We start from the raw sequence: 17,816 nt of genomic DNA on the forward strand, positions 1-17,816 counted from the left end.
TTTTCTTATGCTTTAGAATCTTTATAAACTATTTTTATTTATACTCTTCTTCACCAGTAACTAAAGATGTTAGGTCTAAATCTTTTGGGCATGTTAAAAGTTTTTGATCATCACTAAATGAAACATATGCCATTGTATTATATTTACGATTATAAGGTTCTTTTCCTAGAAATTTTAAATTCATAATAGGTAAATTAACAATATTTCTTTCTTCTTTTACTTTTTCTATAGTGATATATGGATAAATTTCAAGTTCATAATTTAATAAAATATTTTTTCTAAGCAATTCCTTTTCTTCATCATTAAAAAATTGATTAACATATTCAAAAATATCGTTAATATGTGCTTGTTTTTTTTCATCATCTAAATTTGTAAAATTTGGATCATTTTTTAGTGAATTATTAATAAATTCTGTGAACTTATTTTTACTTAAATAATCTTTTTGGTCTTTAATACAGGCATTTAAGAAAATTCTAATAGGTTCTAATTCCTTTATTTTACCAAAATAATATACATATGAATTGTTACATATTGAACAATTTGCTGTTACTCTACTTCCCATTTTTTCCTATCTTGTAATACTATTTACTAAAAGTGCTTCTTCTTCAGCTTCGTCAACTATATGTGATTCAAAATCATGCAATGAAGTCGATACTAGAGGAGACAATATAAAACGTTTTTTACCTAAGATTCTTTTATTTAAAAATATATAAAAATCTCTTGAACTATATCAAATAGGACTATGTCCAGTGCCTAATAAATAAACAGGAATATTAATTTCTTTTCCATATTCAATAAATTTATCAGTGTTGATAACTTTGTCATATTTACCTATAATCATTGTAGATTTGTTATTTAAACCTTTATAAAAATTATCTAATTTTAACAAACCTTCTTGTTCTAAAATGTTTTGCTTAATTAGTGTTGATCAAACACTATTTTCATTTGCAAAAGCTTCAACCCAAGGTTCTCTTTTTTGAACAAAATTTATACCTTTTTTTATTCCTTTGCTAATTGTGCTTTGTAATTTAGTTCTAGGTGATTGCACATTGCTAAATAATTTTATAATCACATTATCAGCCATTTTTGGATGAATTGTTGAAACAAAGAAAATGTGTTTTATTTTATTTGAATAACCAAGCCTTGCTACAACTCCTCCGCCCATTGAATGACCAAGCAAATAATTATTTTTTGTTTTTATTTTATTCAATACATAATTTGCCATGTTGAATCATAAATTCATATCAATTTGCTCTTTTTTAATTTCATTTAATTCGTTAAAATACTTGCTGCCAGGCATATTTATTGCTATTAAATTAAAGTTGTTTTTATATTCAGATAAAGGAACAATAAAATCAGAACTTGAATTAATTCCATGTATTGCAATAAGTGTTGAATCGCTTTTATTATCTTGGAAAAAAAGCGGTATTTTTCAATCTAAATAATTTAGTATTTTAAGTTTCATAGTTATATTATAGACTTTGAAATTAAAAAAACAAAAAGTTATTTTTTTGTATTTATTTTAAATAAATATTAATCATTATTAATTGAATTTAAATTATAATAATAAACATGATTAAAGTAGATAATGTAACCTTCTCATATAATGAAAGAAGTAAACCGGCTCTTGATAATATTTCATTTGAAATTGAAAAAGGACAATATGTAGCAGTTCTTGGGCATAATGGTTCTGGAAAAAGTACTTTGTCTAAAATTTTAGTTGCATTAATTAAACCTCAACAAGGAAGTATTTCAGTTGATGGAATAGTTTATTCTAAAGAAACACTAAAAGATATTAGAAAAAAAATAGGAATTATTTTTCAAAATCCTGATAATCAATTTATTGGAGCAAGTGTTGAAGATGATATTGCTTTTGGCTTAGAAAATAAATGTGTACCTCGAGAACAAATGGAATTAAGAATTAAAGATTTTGCTCTTAAAGTTGGGATGAATGATTACTTAGATAGAGAACCAGAATTTTTAAGTGGTGGACAAAAACAAAGAGTAGCAATTGCTTCAGTTTTAGCTTTAGATCCTGAAATTATGATTTTTGATGAAGTTACATCTATGCTTGATCCTAAAGGAAAAAATCAAATTCTTTCAATAATAAGAGGAATTCAAAAAACTAGAGAAAAAACTTTAATTTCAATAACTCATGATATGGATGAAGCAATCTTAGCTGATTATTGTTTAGTTTTTAGTCAAGGAAAATTAGTTGCTAAAGGTGCACCAATTGATATACTAAAAAATAAAGAAATTATTGAATTAGCAAAAATTGACTCACCTTTTATCTATCGTTTAAGTCAAAAAATTGAAGGTATTAATCCTACTTATAATAAAAATGAACTATTGGAGGAATTATGCAAATAAAAGTAAATAATTTATCGCATATTTTTAATAAAAAAACTCCAATGGTTTTTCAAGCCCTTAATAATGTAAATACTGAAATAAATCAAGGTGAATATATTGGAATTATAGGACAAACAGGTTCTGGAAAAACAACATTTATTGAACACCTAAACGCCTTGTTATTACCTGATGATGGAACAATAGAGTGAATTTTTAAAAACGAAAAATATGATAAAAAAACAAAAACCACTGAATCATTTATTGATAGTGTGGTTGTAAAAAACACTCGACGTAAAAAGGTAAAAAAAGCAAAAGATATTCGGAAAAGAGTTGGTACTGTTTTTCAATTTGCTGAATATCAACTTTTTAAAGCAACAATTGAAGAAGATATTATGTTTGGTCCTATTTCTTTTGGAGTTACTAAAGAAGATGCACAGTTAAGAGCAAAAAAATATATAGAACTTGTAGGACTTGATGAAAGTTACTTAAAAAGAAGTCCATTTGAGCTAAGTGGTGGACAAAAAAGAAGAGTTGCCCTAGCAGGAATTTTAGCTATGGAACTTGATGTCTTAGTTGTCGATGAACCAACTGCTGGACTTGATCCGGTTGGTGTTGTTGAAATTTTAGAAATTTTTGAAAAACTTCACCAAATGGGAAAAACTATAATTAATGTTACTCATGACTTGGACAATATACTAGCTTATTCAAAAAGAGTTTTATTGTTTAAAGATGGAACAATAGTTAAAGATGGCGATACATATTCAGTTTTAAAAGATACTAAATTTTTGGTTGAAAATAATTTACAACCACCTCAATTGTTACACTTTGTAAGCGATTTAGAAGCAAGAGGAATTAGTGTTCCTAAAGTTGTTAATTTAGATGAACTAGCAGAGTTTTTAAACAAATGAAGGGCAGGTAAATAATATGAAAAGTGTTTTTGGAAGATATTTACCTGGAGATTCATTACTTTATAGATTAGATCCTCGTTTAAAAGTTGTAATTACCTTAATTTACATTATTTTTGTTTTCTTTGCTCAATACTTTATAGATATGCTAATAATAATTGTTCCTTTATGAATCGCTTACATTATTACAACAAAAAGAGTTTTACCCTTAATAAAGTTAATTAAGTTTCCACTTTTTATTGCCTTAGTTATTTTGATTGTTAATATTTACTCATTAAAATATGGTGAAGGATTCAATCCAAATAAAGATTTTGGGTATGATACAATTATTACTAAGTATCCTGAATTTAGATTAATTATTTGAGAAAAATATGGTTATGCACTTACTTATGAATCTATAAACAAGGCGATTGCGTTATTTTTTAGAATTTATACAATGGTGTTAATAACAACATTATTAACCAATACAACTAAACCAATTTTGTTAACAAAAGCGCTTGAAGACTTAATGTTCCCGCTTAAATTATTATTTGTGCCTGTACATATAATAGCGATGATAATTTCAATTGCTTTAAGATTTATTCCTACATTACTAGATGAAGCAAACAGAATAATGAAGGCTCAATCATCAAGAGGTGTTGATTTTAAAAATGGAAAGTTTAAAGAAAAAGTTGTTGCATTTACAACATTAATCATTCCTCTTTTTGTTTCTTCATTTTCTAAAGCTGAAGATTTATCTTATGCTATGGAAACTAGAGGATATGACCCTTATTCAAAACGTACAAAATACCGTAAATTAACATTTGGATGAAAAGATGTTTTAGTATCACTGTTTATAATTTTAATGGTCTCATTTTTAATAATTAATATTTATAATGTTAATGATTATTTACCAGAATGATACATTTTTACACAAGTAGTATAAAACACATATGACTATGCACAAGCCAAATGTGTTTTTTAATATAAAAATCAAGAACTATGTCTTGATTATTTATATTATTTAGTTGTTTCTTTTTTTGGCTTAGCTTCTTTTTTAACAGCAGGTTTTTCTTTTTTAGTTTCAGTTTTATTAGCTTCTTTTTTAGGAGCTTTTTGTTCTGCTTCTTTTCTTACTTTTTGTAATTCAGCTTCACGTTCTTTATTAAATTTTTCAACAGATTTTAATCCTTCAGGATCAAATTTTTTCATTAAGTTATTAAAGAATGTGTTGTTTTCTAAGTACAATGTGATTCTATCAACTGGTAAATGTTGTTTTGTATCTTGCAACGATAAACCATTTTCCTTTGCAATTCTTGCGTATTCATCTTCAATTTCTTTTTCAGTTGGTTTAACTGAGAATTTTTCAAATAATGCTGAAGTAACGTGTTGAGTTTTTACTTCTTTTTCAGCATTAGTTTTTAGTTCTTTCATAATATCTTCTTCAGTTGCTTTTGTAACTTCAAGATATTCAGCTCTTTTAATTCCATTGTCTTTTAATGATTTATTAAATTCATCGTTTAATGATTTAACTCTTTGAGCATAAATCATTTCGTGTAATGTAACTTTATTAAGAACAATAATTTCTTCTACTAAATCTTGTAAGAATTTTTCTTTAGCTCTATGAACCATGTCAAATTTAACTTGTAATGTTAAAGCATCTCTTAATTCTTTAACAGTTGTTAAACCTGGCATACCAAAAATTGGTAATAATTCTACTGTTAATTCTGGAGTATCTTTTGATTTAACTTCATGTAATAGAATTTCAAAAACTGCTTCTTTACCTTTGTATTCTTTTACATAGTATGTTTCTGGGAACATAACTTTAATATCACCTTTTCATCCCGCTTGTTTTCCAACTAATTGGTCTTCAAAACCTGGAATAAATTGGTTTGAACCTAGTTTAAGTTCAAATTTTTCAGCTTGTCCACCTTCGAAAGCTTCATCATTAATGAATCCTTTAAAGTCAATAACAACAGTGTCGCCTAATTTAGCTGCACCTTTTTTGGTTTTTAGCATTGCTAATTGCGATAATTTTTCTTCAATTAAAGCATCAACCATTTTTTCACTGAATTTTTCAACATGGTATTTTGTTTTTAAACCATCAAATTTTAAATCTGAAAAGTCTGGTAATAAAACAAAAGCATATTCAAATTCTAATTCTTTATCATCAACTTTTAAAACATTAATGTTTGGTTGGTGATAAATGTTTTTTGCTGTTTTTAAAGCTTCTTGATAAGCTTCAAATCTTTTTTCTTTAACTACATCATTTAGAGCTCTATCAACAACATTGTATTGTGAAATGTGTTTATCTAGAACACTTTGAGGTATTTTTTTACCTACTCTAAATCCTGGAATTTTTATTGTTTTAGCAATTGTAGCTTTACTTTTAGCTAATGCTTTTGTTCAGTTTTCACCTTCAACCTTATAAGAAACGTTTACAGTTTGAGATGCTTTATCTAATTTTGTTTTAAACATATATCTCCTTAAAATATTATTGTTTTAATTTTATCAAAAAAAACAAAAAAAGTATAACAATTAATTATACTCTTCGACAAAATCTAAGACCTTAAATGGGTTCTTTTTGTTAAATAAAACATCTATAATGCTTTTTAAAAAAGGCACATTTAAATCATTTTTTTCTATTATTTTAGAAAGAATTTTAGCTGTGTAATATCCTTCAATTGTTTTTTGCTCTTTTTCTAATATTTTTTTAATACCATGTTCAGCTATTGAATAACCAAAAGAGTAATTTCTACTTTTCGGTGATGAGCAAGTTAAGAAAATATCTCCAATTCCCGCTAATTCATAGCCAATTGTGTCTTTTGATTGTGGATATAAAGCTTTATAAACACTATGAATTTCCTTCACTCCAATTGATAAAATTGCTGCGTGAGTGTTTTTGTTAGGAGAAAAGTAATTAATCATTCCAAGTCCTATTGCTAAAACATTTTTGAGCGCAGCAAATATTTCGCTTGCTTTTTCATCTTCATTAATTACAAGTCTAAAAGTATCATTATTAAATATTCTAGTTACTTTAGCTAAATAATTAATATCACTTCCAACTACATTAATCATTGTTAAAACATCTTCAAAAACTTCTGTAGCGAATGATGGACCAATTAGTGTTGCAAAATTTGAAAGATTTCTTTTGAATTTTTTTTGAATAAGTTCTGAAAACAATAATTCAGTATCTTCATCAATTCCTTTTACAACGTTTATTAAGTCAATTTTTTTAGTTTTTAGTTCTTGTTGAATTTCTTTAATCACTTGTTTTATAGCTGGAGATGGAACTGCTAAAACAACAACATCAGCGTCTTTTAAACACTCTTTTAGATTATTTGAAGCGACGATATTTTCTGGATTGTTAAAATTTTTATTTCCAAAATATTTTGTATTTTTACCTTTATTTATATCGTTTATTTCATCTTTATTTATTCCATACATAGAAACAGAATGTTCGTTTTTTGAAACTACACTTGCTAATGCAGAACCTCACGCTCCAGTCCCTATAAAACATATTTTGCTTTTGTGCATATTTCCTCCTTAATTCTTAATAATTATATTGTTTTACTTAAGAATTATTGAATCAAAAAAATAAAAAAAATGGCAGGAGTAGCAGGATTCGAACCCACAACACACGGGGTTGAAGCCCGTTGTTCTACCGTTGAACTATACTCCTAAGCCAATTAATTATATATTAGATTTTAATTTTTCAACTAATATAACTATATCTTTTACTTTTTTAATTTTAGTTAACTCTTCATCTGGTATTTGAATTTGAAATTCCTTTTCAGCTTCTATTATTAAATCAGCTAGATCTAAAGAATCAACATTTAGTTGTTCTAATGTTGAATCAAGAGTTACTTTTTTCTTTGACATGTATTCTAATTTAGAAATGATTGTTTGTTGAATTTTCATAGTTTATATTATAAAACATCAATAGAAAAATGGTATTTTTTTCTAGCAATATAATCACTAGTAATTTTTAGTTCTAGTCAAATAGTAAATTCTGTTAGTTGTTCATTAAATTTGTATTTATACTTTAGACTTTTTTGGCTTACACGCAGGCGTTTAAGTGTTTGTTGTATAAAAAAAGCAATCACATTTTTATTGAATATATTTTTGTTTTTTTCTATAATGACATACTCGTTTAGCATTTCTGGACTTCATTCAGGAAAAACTTCTTGTGGTGTGTTTTGTTTTTTTATATTTTCTTCTTTAATCAAATTAGAAGTTTTTATTACTTGATTTTTGCTTTTATAATAAAAAAATCCTCCAAGTAATGAACCTAAAAGCAACGCTGAACCTAAAAATGAAAATATAATAGTTTTGTTAATTTTCATTATACTAATCTTCTTTTTTTCTGATAAAAAAACGTTTTTCTAAAAAAGAGTTTTTTATGTTTTCCTCATTTAAAACATCAAGTCAATATTTATTATCAATAATAAAATTCATGTTTTTAAATTCAGTAAAGTTTTCAAAAGTGTTGTTTTGTTCCATTCTAATCTTAAATTTAGCTATAAATTCATCTTGATCACTTTTATTTATTATTTTTTTATATTTTTCCAAAAATAAAAATGAATAATTTCCAAAATGCTCTATTTCAATTGGTAATTCATAAAATATTTTTCCTTCGAAATTAGGATTTATTATAAATCCATTGCTTTCTGTATTTTTTGTTTTTAAGACCTTTTCTGACTCTTTTTCGTATTTAAAATCATCTTCAAAATCTGCTTGCCAATATACTTTAGGGCTTTCTAATCCTTGTTGATTAATTTTTAAATCTTCTTTATAAAACAGTAATGCATCCTTTTGATCTTTGTAATCTTCATAGTTAAGAATGTTCATTTTTTTAGTTTTCATAAATAAATTTCTTGTGAATTTTCTAATGTCTATATATGAACTTTTTTCATAATATCCAACTATTTTAATTAAGTTTTTTTGATTTTTTATATTAGTTGGTTTGTTTAAATTTATACTCATTGAATAATAATTTTTTCTTATTTTTACTTTTGGTTTATCACTGTATAAATTTTGAAAATTAAAAGTATAAATATAAGGTAGATTAAAAATAGAATTTTGATTTTTTAATTCTATTTTCTTTTCATAATTTTTTACAATTCTTTCAATAGTGAAAAAGTTAATCACATTGTCATAGTGTTTAATAATCACTTGAATATTATTTGCCTTATCCCAAGCTATATTATCATCAACTAAAAAGTTTGCTATTGTATTTAACTTTTTGTCATAAATTGGTGTTTTATTTACAACAATTTCTACTGAATAATGATCAATTTTTTTATAGTTATTTATAGAAAAAACAACTTTATTATCTTTAAATCTTCTAATTAAAGATACATCAAAATTATATTTTTGTTTTGTTTCTCGGTGTTTTCTTTCAGCTATAAAAAAATTGTGTTGGTCTGAATAAATTTTGTCTATATTTTGATTATTGTAAACTGTTATATTGTTTATCAAAATATAGTCCCATAAATTCTCTTATTGCTTCTTTTTTCTTCTTGTAATAAGTAGTTTTAGAAAAAAATTCTTCATATCAGTGGCTCATTAAGTTTTCATTTTTATCCATAAATGATTTTTTAATGATTCATGAATTAAATGGATTCATGTTGTCCAATACAAAATCTATAAGGTCAGTTGTTTTTTTATTTTCTTTTTTTATTTCTTTGATAGGTTCTGAATTGTCATATTTATTATTTTTATTTTTCTTTAATAGTTCTTTAAAAACTCTTACTTTTTCCATTTTACTGTTAAGAGTTTTTAACTCACAAATTTGTTTTACAACTTTACATTGTTGTTTATATAATTCATTTTCTTCATCTTGATAGCTCATCTTATCTCCTTTGTTTTTACTCCATTTATATATTAAGCAAACGATTATTACTTTATTAAAAATGAACAATAAGCAATTTTGTTCACATTAGACATGATGTTTATTTATATTAAGCATACATGTATGCTTAAAGACAAAATATTAGAATTTTTTTATTTTTCAATTTAATATAAAAATAAAAAATTTTCATATTATTTCCATATCTTTTTAACTTATTTTAATTTTTAAAATACAAAAAAAAGAACAATTTTAAAACTAAAATTATTCTTTGTTTAATAAAATTATTTACTTATTGTAGAAATCTTTCCAAATAAAGCACTTGTAAAGTCTCCTTGATTTTTATAAATTTCTTTTAGATTTTCTAAATAAGATGTTTTTTGTTTTGAGTATTTTGTTTTATTAAGTCCATTTAATAAATTATATGCAGGTAGAGAATATTCTTTACCGTTTTTATCATCGTTTTCTCTAAATGGTGGAATTTTTACTTTTTTATCCGAATCTTGAATTAATCTTTCAAAAGAACCTGATCCATCACTTAAGCCACCAAAAAATATTCCAGCAGGTAATCCGTATTTATTAATTACTAAACTTCCAGAAGCACCGCCATCTAAACCAGACTTATCTATAATAGATGCTCTTCCAAATACTTGAATTCAATCTCCATTTTGTCTTCTTGATATAAATCCCGCGTCTGTTAAATTAAGTTCATCTTTATAGTTATTTGAAATTAAATAATAACGATCTTTTTTCTCGTTTTTAGTTTCATTGGTTAATCCAAACATGTTGTTTTGAGATCATGTAGGTTGAGAAAGTTGGTATTTTTGACCATTTTCATGATTTTCAAAAGTAGGTCTTAACACTGGATATCCTGCAACATAAAATTTTTTCATATCTTCGTTTTTGTAATTTAGTTTAAACTTGTCTTTTTCATCAGAAACTACACTATCAGGATCTGGGTTCATAAATGGTAATTTTGAATCATTATTGTAGTAGTTAAATGTTGATACTAAAATTAATGATTTATCAACAGATTTTATTGCTTTTAAAATTCATTCTTTTAGTTCAGGGTAATTTTCCAAAGCTTTTTTATTTACTTTAAGATTTAATACAGCAAAATCTTTAAATCCATGAATTTTTTGTTCTCTTAAATCAGGTAATCCACCTTTATTGTTTAACTCTCATAATTTTTTTGTTTTATCTTTAAAATATGGTTCATATTCTGAGTCGACCTCTGGTTTAAAAGTATCAGTACCTAAAAATACAATTTTTGGAGTTTCATAAAGATTTTCTGTTGCAAAATAAGAATTAATTTTTACAGGACCTTGTGTAAAGTATAAAGAGGGTTGTGTGTTTGAATAATAAGTAACACCAGGATTATTAGCAGATTGAATTTTTTGAACTCCGTAAGGCATTATGTTATTTGATTTTCCTAATAAAAATCCACTTGTTTCTATGTTTGCAGTACTTGAATAATCAAATAATCCTTCTTTTTTATTATCAATTTTATTATGTAGACTAACAGCAACGTGAACGTTTGTTGCTATAAATAAGTTATAAAAGTCACTTTTATCATTTTTTTCATAATCTAATAATCAACCAGTACCAGTTGAAGGAACATCGATGCTTATAGGTTTTGATTCTGGTACATTTGGATCAGCAGGATGAATTGAAGGATTTAGTATACCAATTGAAAATGTTCTATCGTGTAATGATTGATATGCATCATAGTCTGTTAATTCTGGGCTTAATGCTTTAGAATTAGCATCTGGTTTAAAGCCAGGTATTTCAACTTCAAATTCTGAACTAAATTGTCCTTTAGTAAATTTGTATTTAGCTTTAACATAGCCTTTTTTGTCACTTTTTGATACACCTAAAAGTTCTACCTTAACATCATTTAGATATAAAAATCGAGCATCTAAATCATAATATTCCTTTAGATTTTCCTTTTTAACTTTTTCAACTTCTATTGAAGAAGTTTTTCTTAAATTTGATTTAGAATCAATTTTAAAGAAATCTGAACGCAAAGCATAATATGACTTATAAGTTTCAATCATTTTCTTGAAAGAAGCATCATCCAGCTTAACTTTTTCTAAATTTTGATATTTAAGTTTTTCAGAATGAATCTCATTAGAGCTATTTAAAATATAATTTACATTAAAATCAAGAGTTCCATTTTCATCGTTTGGTACTAATTTATCAAAATACATGTATTTTACTTTTTGTTCTTTTATTACTAGGTTGTAGTAAAATTCGGAAAATCTTATCAAGTCTTGTGGCAAGATTAGTGAAGGTAAAATATTACCATCACTAAATTTTAATTCCTTATTATTTTCTTTTGCTATTTCTCTTTTTGATTCTACTAATTGAATAATAGCATCTTCGTTTGTTGAGGAAGTAGATGTATTAGGTTTATCAGTTGTATTTGTTACTGGTTTGTTTCCTTCATCTTTTGGTTTGTTGTTGGTATTAGTAGTTGATTTTTCTTTTTCTCTTGTACTTGGACTACAAGCTATTGCAGCTAAACTTAAGACAGAAAAAGAGGTTACAGTTAAAATTCCTAATAATAATTTTCTTTTTAATTTCATTTTTATTCCTATTTAAATTTGTATTCATCTGGTATAGTATCTAGGCCATCTTTGAATAAATTAGTTTTTATTTTTTTATCTTTGTATAATTTTTTAAGCATTTCTCTATAAGAAATTCTTTGATCTTTACCACCACCATAAATTAAATCGTATTGTGGTAAATTATAATCTCCAAAATATCCTTTGTAATCATATCCTTCTGACCTAAAAGCTTGAACAATTCCTTCATTACTAAAGTTATTACCTGCTGAAAATATTCCAACAAGCTCATTTTTCCCATTTCTTACACTGCTTCCACTTGAGCCAGATGCTGGTGAATAGTTTTTAACTAAATATCCTAACCCCATTGAAACAAATAAATTATTTATTTCTTGATCATTTCCAGCTTCAAATTTAAATTTAGTTTTATTATCAGGTAATTCATATGGAAAGTAATATGAACCAAATTTACTTTGACTTAACAATGAATCAAAAACACCAGGTTTATCTATAAATGAACGATGTCCAAGTCCTCTACTGAATCCTCCACCATTTTTGAATTCGGTTCAGTTTTTGTCAAAATTATTAAATAATAATTTATTTTTATTTGTATAAAGCGAACGAGGAACACCTCTTTGGCTTTCTGGTTTTTTGGCTTTTTCTTTTTCATCTGTTTCTAGATCTCATGAAGCATCTGAATTAGTATTTGGGTATCCTAAAATATATAAATCATCAATTGTAGATTTTCCTTTTTCAACTGTAGGATAGTCCTTTAAGAATGAATTTTTCAAGAATGAAATATGTTCATCTTTATTTAATGCATAATTTGATGTAACTTTTTTTGCTAATTCTGAAGTGTCAAAAGTTATTTCTATAACTCCAAAATCAATATACTCTTTTAGAATATTAGACTTTGAATTTTTTGAAACAAAATCTTTAGGGTCTTTATTTAAAAAGTCTATTCCTAAAAACACTGTTCTGGCCTTAAATGGTTTTAATGAGAATTTTTCAAATTGACTTTCTTCATTTGTAGAATATAATTTTTCTTTTTCCAGTACTGAATCTTTTACTTTTGTAAGTCTTAATTCAGTGGTTCTGCTGTTTCACTGGTCTCTATAATTTCCTTCTGTGTCAGCTGCAGTACTAAATCTTTTAAGTTGGTGAACATTAGCACCAAAATATCATGTTTTAGGATATGATCCATCTTCTTCTAATTTAAAGTCAAGAATTCATGCTGTTCCACCTAGTAAAGCAGTATCAATAACATCAAAAGCATAAGTTTGTTTTGCTATTTTTTTATACATTGCATTAGGTAATGTTCTGGCTAAACCGGCTGTGTATGGATAAGTAGTTCAGTGAATACTTTTTCCTCTTTCATTTTCCTGTCAATCTAAAACTTTAATTTTTTCGTCTTCGACTACTGGTGAGGCAAATCCTAACGTTTGTGCATCTTCGTATGAAGGATAATTTATTTCATTTTCAACGTTTGGTATTTCTTTTGGTTTATCTTTAGGCGGTTTTGCAAATTTAGGAGCTTCCATTCCTGGTAAAAGAACAGGTGGTCTTTCATTTTTAATATGACCTAAAAGTGCTGTTTTATATTTAGAAAAGTCTATTTTTCATCTTTCAACTTCATTTGCTTCACTTCATTTAGTAATGTCATCAGGTGCAAATGCTTTATCAGATATCGAAATAGGTGTTTTTTCATAAGGTGGTCTTTTTGAAAAATCTAATTCGTTATCAGAATAACCAACATCAACACTGTTTAATTTTGATTCGGCTTTTTTAAGAGCTTTTTTTTGAACATCTTTATTTAACGTTTTTAAAAAATTTATCAAAATTTCATTATCTTTTTGATTACGTGGAAAGTTACCATCCAAATAAGAAATATATAAGTTTTTTATTTCATCATTTTGATTTGCTGCCATCTCTTCCAAAGGTATTTCAGGAACTTTAGGTTCTTTATTTGTTGTAGCAGGCTGTGTTTCTGTTTTATTTTTTTCATTAGCAGGTGTAGTACATGCTGTTATTGCTAAAACCGGCAACAAAACGCTTGCTGTTGCCATTGTTAATATTTTAATTTTCTTTTTCATTTTTACTCTTTTTCTATGGTTATTGTTATATTATTGTTGCTTAATATGAATATTAAACATGTTTATTATAGCAAAATATACTTTTTGAAAATTTTGCATAATAAATATTAAAGAAAAATGAAAATTTATAAAAATTGCTAAATTAACTATAATAGTAAAAAGAGGTTTTATGAATAAAAAATTTTTTAAATCAACGTTTATAGGTTTAGCTATTTTGAGTAGTTCATTTTTAGTTAGTTGTACTTCAGGACCAAATTTAAATTCCACTCTTAAAGATCAAGAAGTTGATAATAATAATATTACTAAAGAAGAACCAAAAAAACCTATAAATAGTGAAAATAAAGAAAATGTAAATAATGATAAAGGAAAAGATTCAGCTTTAGAAAATAAAAAAAACGATGTAGAAAAAAATCAACCAAACAACAATGAAAATTTCAAAATAGATGAGTCAAAAAAAGAAGATCATATCGAGAATTTAGAACCTATTATTGATTATAAAAATTTTGAAAATAAAAAACTTGATTTTAACACAGACCTTTCAAAAGAAGTAAAAATTAAACCTTTAGATAAAAAAACTATATTAGAAAATATTTATAAAAGAACTTTTTCAATTAAATTTACAATTAACGATCCAAATGCTACTAATCATTTAATTTCACCTCGAGATGGAACAGGAACTGGATGACTATTTGATTATTATAAGTATGAAAATTCAAATAAATATAAATTATTTTTAGCTACAAATGTCCATGTTTAGCTCAATTAGTCAATTCATATCCTAAAGACAAAAGTGATAAGTTTGACTATCAGCAAATAACTCTAATACAACTCCAGGGATTTCTCTTGGAAGAGTTAAAACACCTAATATCTCTGAATATACTACAAAATCATCTCAACATGAAGGACAAGCAGGAAATTATTATCAGAACTTAAATAGAAGTGACGTTAATGAAGAACTAAAAAAAGTAGTTGGTGTTTATAATCCAGCGTTAATTTCTGGACCTAAAATTGTTTTTGCAGGTATAGACTTTATGAATAAAAAAGCAATTGAACCTTTTGAAGAAAGTATGAAAAAACCTTACGAAGATGAATTAGCAAGATTACAAAAAAGCAATAGTAATTATTTAAGAGAAGACCCTAAATTAATGGTAGATTTTGGAATTTTTGAATTTGATGTGAACTTAGATCTTGATAATTCAAATAATAAAGAGTTTAGTTCTTGAATTAAGTCGGCTATAGAATCGTTTGATCAAACAAACAATTTTTTAAAATCTAATATAGTGCCAAATCATGATGGTAAAAATATACCTTATATTACATATGATTATGGCTCAATAACTAACGAATTTAAAGATACTAAAACAAAGTACCCTAATTTAGAATTTTCAAAAACTAAACCTCATTTTGTTCATTTAGCAGGTTATCCATATAATTCAATAAATAAATCATTTTATTGAACTACTAACAATATTTCAGAAAGATATGAAAAAAACACTGGGAAAAAGTCACCAGATACTGAATTTGATACTCCTGGCGGAGGAAAACAAACCTGACCGGGTACAATTTATCCAAATGAGGATATGTCTTCGTTTGGAAAAAACAATCCAAGATCGCATTTAAATAATTTTACTTATAGTTCTTTAAATATATGAAATAGAATTTTTCTTGAAGGATATGGATACACATCTTCAAGCATTTTATCAGGACTAGGATCTGGTGCATCGGGTTCACTTGCAATGAATGAATATGGCTTACCAATAGGCATTTATACCGGAAGTTCAACTAGTGATTATTCGCATTTATATCCAGATTCATCAGAAAGAATTGATGGAGGAAATTTTAGTTATTGAGTTCAAAACTTCACTTCTGTTGCAAAAAGAAATGGAAAAGAAGTGGTAATGCCAGCCTATAATTTAATTGACGATACAAACAGAGCTAGATATGGACTACAAAAAACTTCTTATAGAAGTAATTTAAGGATTTTATACCCAAATGGTTTTGAAAATAATATTAAATCAAAAAAAACAGCTATATTTTTAAAGGGATATTAATCCTTTTTTTATTAAATTGACTGTAAGATGAAAATTTAATTGTTTAAACAAATAATTTAAAAATTTTAGAAATTTAATATTTATATTAATAGTAGTATTATATAAATATGAAAAAAAATAAAATAAAATTGATATTAACATTAAGCGTTTTAAATTTAAGCACTTTAACAAGTGCTATTGCAATTTCTTGTAATAAAACTAGTTTAAATAATTCTGAAACTCACCCGAATAAAGAAGATGATACAACTATAAATAACAAAGGTAATGAGCCTAAAAAAGAAATAGAAAAACCAGAAGATAATGAGTTAATTACGTTTGAAAACTATAAGGCAAAAAATTTTAATGTTTATAAAACAGATGAAAATTTAAGAAAAGAATTAAACGAATTCAAGAGCGATGTAGATAAAGCAAAAATAGAATATAAACCTGAAGCTATAAGAGCAATTGAACATTTTTATTTAAAGCCTTATTCTGCATCATTTGATGAGCATAATTATTTGTCATATTTAAAAATATCTAACTTAGATAAGTATGATGTTAAATTAAATAAAATTACAGTTAGTGAAAATGATTTAAACACAACATTATTCGACATTGATATTATTGAACCTATTAAAAAAATTAAAATAAATAAAAAAATGGAATTAAAATCATCAAATGATATAACTAAATTAATCGATGAATTTACCTCATCAAAAGATTTTGATGATTATTTTGATTATGACAAAAAATTCAAATATAGATTTAGTGCAAATGAAATTTTTACTAAAGAAAATTTCAATAAAATATTTTTAGGAAAAAAAATAAGATATTTCGATTACAAATTTATTAAATTTAATGAAATTTCTAACGATAACAACGTTAGCTTAAAAATAGGATTATATCTACAAAATAAACTTCTAAAAGAACTAGATGTTAATTCACAAAGTTGAACTGGAAGTTCTTATTTTAGCTTGTCTATAAATCAAAAAGTAAAAAAAGACTTGGACTGATATGTAGAAAATGGAAATGAATCGCTTGAGTTAATTGACTCAGTAAAAAAAGCACCATCTATGTTTTTACCATCAAAAATAAAACTAAATGAGGTTTTTAAAATTAAACAATTTGATGGATACAAAATCGAACTAATTAAAGATATGGATGCAAATGGAAAAGAAATTTATGATGATAAAAAGGGAACTTTGGCTTATAAATTTAAAATAACAAAATTGAGTGACAATACCGTTTTTTATTCTAAATCTCATAATATGGAACTGTTAAAATTAGAAGGAGATCCTGAAGATTTTGATAATTTTAATGATAAATACTTCACATCCACTCTTAATAATTTTGAAAGTAATTCATCGTTTAAAGGATTAAAACAACAAGTTGATCAAATAAATGGAACTAATTTTACTCCACGTAGATCAGTTTTTCATACTTATATAGAACCAAGTAAAATGACCAATGCTAATTTAAAATTTTTCTTAGCGTTTAGAAATCCTAACACAGGATTAAAAACAGATAGAGATGTTCCTGAAAATAAAAATATTTCTTCTGATAAAGAAAATAAAGTAAATATTAACGCTTTAAGAAAAGATTGATATTTTGGATTTTATGATGTAAAAGGTACTAATCCAAATGATCAAGGATATATGCAAGATTTAACTTTTAAGATAGGTTTTATTAATAAAAATAATCCTGAAATTCGTTATCATTCAAATCTTATTAAATTAAGTGGATTAACCAATACAATTGCAGATAAATTCTATCCTATGGAGGATTTAAGCAATATTACTTTAGAAAATCTTGAAGTAAATACTGAAATTTCAAAGATAAGCGCTAATGAATTTAGAAATGCTTTTAAAAATAAGAAAACAGAGTGGGAATCATATAAAAACTATATAAAAGTTTTATATTCTGAACATTTCTTTAGTTATAAAAAATATAAATTAGACACATAAATGATAAAAAATACATTAGTGATTTTTCTATTGTAGACATTAAAGAAGCCAACGATAAAGAAGGTAGTTTATATATTA

General features: G+C 25.4%; 15 protein-coding genes, 1 tRNA gene and 1 pseudogene. 6 read left to right on the forward strand and 11 right to left on the reverse strand.

From position 1 onward, the window contains the following. Positions 1 to 34 precede the first annotated feature (34 nt). On the reverse strand, positions 35 to 562 hold the full coding sequence (locus tag MALL_RS03490; protein ID WP_005683977.1) for a hypothetical protein: 528 nt from the start codon (positions 560 to 562) through the stop codon (positions 35 to 37). Between the two features lie 6 nt (positions 563 to 568). Beyond that, a complete protein-coding gene (locus MALL_RS03495; RefSeq protein WP_005683899.1) occupies positions 569 to 1,465 on the reverse strand; it encodes an alpha/beta fold hydrolase in 897 nt (298 codons plus the stop codon). Positions 1,466 to 1,572: 107 nt separating this feature from the next. Between MALL_RS03495 and MALL_RS03500 the strand changes: the two genes are divergently transcribed. From MALL_RS03500 to MALL_RS03510, 3 genes are read left to right on the forward strand one after another with little or no spacing between them, the layout of a single operon-like run. Then, complete coding sequence (locus tag MALL_RS03500) at positions 1,573 to 2,370, forward strand: energy-coupling factor transporter ATPase (RefSeq protein ID WP_005683839.1); 798 nt, start codon at positions 1,573 to 1,575, stop codon at positions 2,368 to 2,370. Beyond that, entirely contained in the window at positions 2,361 to 3,272 is a 912-nt protein-coding gene (locus MALL_RS03505; protein WP_005683800.1) for an energy-coupling factor transporter ATPase, read from the forward strand. Before MALL_RS03500 ends, MALL_RS03505 begins: the two co-directional genes overlap by 10 nt. Before the next feature lies 1 nt (position 3,273). Beyond that, positions 3,274 to 4,179 carry an energy-coupling factor transporter transmembrane component T family protein gene (locus tag MALL_RS03510; RefSeq protein ID WP_005683924.1) on the forward strand — a complete coding sequence of 302 codons (906 nt, stop codon included), beginning with the start codon at positions 3,274 to 3,276 and terminating at the stop codon, positions 4,177 to 4,179. 74 nt (positions 4,180 to 4,253) lie between these two features. Here MALL_RS03510 and tig read toward each other — a convergent pair whose 3' ends face one another. The 9 genes from tig to mip form a co-directional block, all read right to left on the reverse strand. Beyond that, positions 4,254 to 5,711 carry a trigger factor gene (gene tig, locus MALL_RS03515; protein WP_005683827.1) on the reverse strand — a complete coding sequence of 486 codons (1,458 nt, stop codon included), beginning with the start codon at positions 5,709 to 5,711 and terminating at the stop codon, positions 4,254 to 4,256. Between the two features lie 60 nt (positions 5,712 to 5,771). After that, positions 5,772 to 6,770: an NAD(P)H-dependent glycerol-3-phosphate dehydrogenase gene (locus tag MALL_RS03520; protein WP_005683966.1), complete on the reverse strand. Its 999-nt coding sequence runs from the start codon at positions 6,768 to 6,770 to the stop codon at positions 5,772 to 5,774. Positions 6,771 to 6,840: 70 nt separating this feature from the next. After that, a tRNA-Trp gene (locus MALL_RS03525) sits at positions 6,841 to 6,915 on the reverse strand. An 11-nt stretch (positions 6,916 to 6,926) separates the two neighbouring features. Continuing rightward, the gene (locus MALL_RS03530; protein WP_005683772.1) at positions 6,927 to 7,154 is read right to left on the reverse strand and encodes a phosphopantetheine-binding protein; all 228 of its coding nucleotides are present in this window, start codon (positions 7,152 to 7,154) and stop codon (positions 6,927 to 6,929) included. A gap of 8 nt (positions 7,155 to 7,162) precedes the next feature. Further along, positions 7,163 to 7,579: an MHO_1590 family protein gene (locus MALL_RS03535; RefSeq protein ID WP_005683914.1), complete on the reverse strand. Its 417-nt coding sequence runs from the start codon at positions 7,577 to 7,579 to the stop codon at positions 7,163 to 7,165. A gap of 4 nt (positions 7,580 to 7,583) precedes the next feature. Further along, positions 7,584 to 8,714: a hypothetical protein gene (locus MALL_RS03540; RefSeq protein ID WP_005683747.1), complete on the reverse strand. Its 1,131-nt coding sequence runs from the start codon at positions 8,712 to 8,714 to the stop codon at positions 7,584 to 7,586. Beyond that, complete coding sequence (locus MALL_RS03545; protein WP_005683866.1) at positions 8,686 to 9,087, reverse strand: MG284/MPN403 family protein; 402 nt, start codon at positions 9,085 to 9,087, stop codon at positions 8,686 to 8,688. Before MALL_RS03545 ends, MALL_RS03540 begins: the two co-directional genes overlap by 29 nt. Positions 9,088 to 9,368: 281 nt before the next feature. Then, positions 9,369 to 11,672 (reverse strand): MIP family Ig-specific serine endopeptidase, encoded by a 2,304-nt coding sequence (locus tag MALL_RS03550; RefSeq protein WP_005683952.1) that lies wholly within the window; start codon positions 11,670 to 11,672, stop codon positions 9,369 to 9,371. Between the two features lie 8 nt (positions 11,673 to 11,680). Further along, positions 11,681 to 13,744 (reverse strand): Ig-specific serine endopeptidase MIP, encoded by a 2,064-nt coding sequence (gene mip, locus MALL_RS03555; RefSeq protein WP_005683875.1) that lies wholly within the window; start codon positions 13,742 to 13,744, stop codon positions 11,681 to 11,683. 169 nt (positions 13,745 to 13,913) lie between these two features. Between mip and MALL_RS04615 the strand changes: the two genes are divergently transcribed. The 3 genes and pseudogenes from MALL_RS04615 (at position 13,914) to MALL_RS03570 (ending at position 17,738) form a co-directional block, all read left to right on the forward strand. Continuing rightward, positions 13,914 to 14,501, forward strand: coding sequence for a DUF31 family putative serine protease (locus MALL_RS04615; RefSeq protein ID WP_005683931.1), 588 nt, complete (start codon positions 13,914 to 13,916; stop codon positions 14,499 to 14,501). Positions 14,502 to 14,568: 67 nt separating this feature from the next. Then, a pseudogene (locus tag MALL_RS04610) lies at positions 14,569 to 15,795 on the forward strand (MIP family Ig-specific serine endopeptidase); the annotation flags it as partial. A gap of 107 nt (positions 15,796 to 15,902) precedes the next feature. After that, a complete protein-coding gene (locus tag MALL_RS03570) occupies positions 15,903 to 17,738 on the forward strand; it encodes a hypothetical protein (protein WP_005684001.1) in 1,836 nt (611 codons plus the stop codon). Positions 17,739 to 17,816: the final 78 nt, after the last annotated feature.

This window comes from Mycoplasmopsis alligatoris A21JP2 (genome assembly GCF_000178375.1).
In the GTDB taxonomy this organism is placed as follows: Bacteria; Bacillota_I; Bacilli_A; order Mycoplasmatales; family Metamycoplasmataceae; genus Mycoplasmopsis; species Mycoplasmopsis alligatoris.